Source organism: Streptomyces sp. NPDC006265, from assembly GCF_040613555.1.
Lineage (GTDB): Bacteria > Actinomycetota > Actinomycetes > Streptomycetales > Streptomycetaceae > Streptomyces.
In genome coordinates, this window is record NZ_JBEXSH010001104.1 from 1 (window position 1) to 2518 (window position 2518).

Consider the following 2518-nt stretch of genomic DNA (forward strand, 5'->3'; position numbering starts at 1 on the left):
GCGGTTGTTGGTGGACACGACGACGGTGCCGGGGCGACAGGCGTCGACGGCGATGCCGCCGTAGCCGAAGGAGTCTGTCCGCGCGGGGTCGGCAGTCGTGGTCCTTCGTGCTCCATGGGCGCCGGGTACCCGCCCGGCGACCGAGGTCACCCGCATGACGGTTCCGGAACCAGGGGCCCGGACCCGGGCCGAGCTTCCTCGACGCCGGGCGGGGCCCCGACCGGTGCCGCTCGACCCGGGCGGGACGCCGCCCCCGTAGCCCGGCCCCCTTCAGTCCCCCTCGGCCTCCTCCTGCGCGCGTGGGTTGGGGGTGATGGCATCCCCGGCCTCGCCCCGGTGGCGGCGCTGCTCTTCGGAGTCGCGGGTGCGGTTCTCGGCGTCCTCGACCTCGCGCAGCACCTCCTCGAGCGCCGTCTCGGGCGGCTTGCCGTGCTGGTCGTGGTCCTGGTGCTGGGACACGGGGATCTCCTTCCTGTGTTCGGTACGGCCGGTCAAGGGCTCGGGTGTCAGCCGGAGGTGGCGGCGATACGCAGCGGCACCGGGTCGCGAGGGGCGGCCTCGTTGCTGCGGCGGGCGACCTCCGCCCACCAGGAGGGGCCGTCCTCGATGTGGCGCAGCAGCACGCCCTCGCGGATCGCCCAGGGGCAGACCGTGACGGCCTTGATGCCGGTCAGTTTCAGCGCGGTGTGCCCGACCACCGCTCCCGCCAGGCTCTGTGCGGCGCGCGGGGCGGAGATGCCGGGCAGGTGCGCGCGTTCGGCGGTGGGCAGGGCGGCCAGCTGTGTGATCGCCGCCCGCAACTCGGAGCGGTGCATCTGCCGGTCCACGAACGGTCCATGGCGTCCGGGTGCGGCGCCGCACAGCCGCCCCAGCTGCTGGAAGGTACGGGAGGTGGCGACCGCGGTGCGCGGGCCCTCCCAGCGGATGCGCGCCGCGACGTCCCGCAGCTGATGGCGGACCCTGCGGCGCAGCGCCCGCACCCGCTCCGGCGACGGCGGGTCCTCGTCCTCGAAGAACTCGTGCGTCAACCGCCGAGCCCCCAGCGGCAGCGACGCCACGAAGTCGGGCAACCGGCCGCGCCCGAAGGCGACTTCCAGTGTGCCGCCGCCGATGTCGAGCAGGGCAGCACCGCCTACCGCATCGAGCAGAAGCTCTCCACCGGCACCACCTGGCGGATGTGCTGGCGCTACGACGGCAAGGCCGGCCTCGTGCTGGAGAAGATCTCGTACCGGCCCAAGGGCGAACCCAAACCGATCAAGGTCCTCAACAGCGCCCGCCTCGGCCAGATCCACGTCCCCTACGACGACGGCAAGGTCGAGTACGACGACCTCACCGGCTTCGACTTCGCCCAGGGCCTGATGAACCTGGCGCCGGGCGAGTGTCCCGGCGGCACCATCAAGACGGTCAAGGTCCCGGACTCCTGGAACGAGGACCCGAACGTCAAGGGCCTGTGCACCACCACCCGCTCCCGCGGCCACGCCTACCGCATGCAGGGCGACACCGCGAACAAGGTCTTCCAGGCCGAGGGCAAGGACCTCCTCGTCTACACGGTGAACCAGGTCGGCTGGTACGAGTACATGACCGAGTGGCGCTTCCAGGACGACGGCACCATCACCATGAACGTCGGCGCCACCGGCAGCCTCTCCTGGGACGACTACGACGCCGGCGACGGCCGTGGCTGGCCCATCGGCAAGGGCGCGAGCGCCAAGGCCACCAGCCACAGCCACAACGCCTTCTGGCGGCTCGACTTCGCCCTGGACGGCTCCACCAAGAACAAGGTCGAGCAGTACGACTCCAAAGTCACCGCGCCCGTCCGGGGCCAGCGCGCCCCCACCATCAAGACCACCCGCACCAAGGTGACCAAGGAGCTGGCCGGCGACAGCAAGGCCTACCGCTGGTGGCGGATGGTCAGCGCGACCGGCAAGAACAAGGACGGACACGCGCGCTCCTACGAGATCGTCCCCGGAGCCACGACCAAGTACCCGGGCCGCAGCTACACCAAGCGCGACCTGTACGTCACGCAGTACAACAAGTGCGAACTCTTCGCCAGCAACAACCCCGGCAACTGCGGGGCCGGAGCCGGGAAGTCCGTCGACAAGTGGGTGAACGGCCAGGCGCTGACCCACCCGGTGGTCTGGATGAACATCGGCTTCCACCACATAGCCCGGGACGAGGACCAGCAGCCCATGCCCGTCCACTGGCAGGGCTTCTCCATCGCCCCGCGCGACGTCACCGCTATGAATCCGCTCACTCCGGCCGAGCTCGGCCGGCAGAACGGGCACTGGCGTCCCCGGAGTTGAAACCCACCCTACCCATCCGGCTGCACCGCCGACCGCTCCCGGAGTACCCTTCCTTGATCGTTGACAAGGGCGGTGCCCGGGGGAGCGGAAGGCGGTGCGCGGGTGGGCTCGGGAGGGCTGGAGCTGCCCCCTGGTGACGAGGGTCACGAGGGGGACTCCACTGACGTCCCGACCGGTGCCGTGTCCCTGGCGCGGCCGATGGACGCGACGGGCTCGAT

2 protein-coding genes and 1 pseudogene are annotated in these 2518 nt (G+C 71.1%); 1 reads left to right on the top strand and 2 read right to left on the bottom strand.

Annotated features, from left to right (window positions below):
- Positions 1-270: 270 nt before the first annotated feature.
- Positions 271-459, bottom strand: coding sequence for a hypothetical protein (locus tag ABZ281_RS45785; RefSeq protein ID WP_356664356.1), 189 nt, complete (start codon positions 457-459; stop codon positions 271-273).
- Positions 460-506: 47 nt separating this feature from the next.
- A pseudogene (locus ABZ281_RS45790) lies at positions 507-1124 on the bottom strand (Ppx/GppA family phosphatase); the annotation flags it as partial.
- On the opposite strand from ABZ281_RS45790, the gene ABZ281_RS45795 reads away from it, so the two are divergent.
- Positions 1020-2300: a copper amine oxidase gene (locus tag ABZ281_RS45795; RefSeq protein ID WP_356664358.1), complete on the top strand. Its 1281-nt coding sequence runs from the start codon at positions 1020-1022 to the stop codon at positions 2298-2300. The pseudogene ABZ281_RS45790 and the gene ABZ281_RS45795 overlap by 105 nt on opposite strands.
- Positions 2301-2518: the final 218 nt, after the last annotated feature.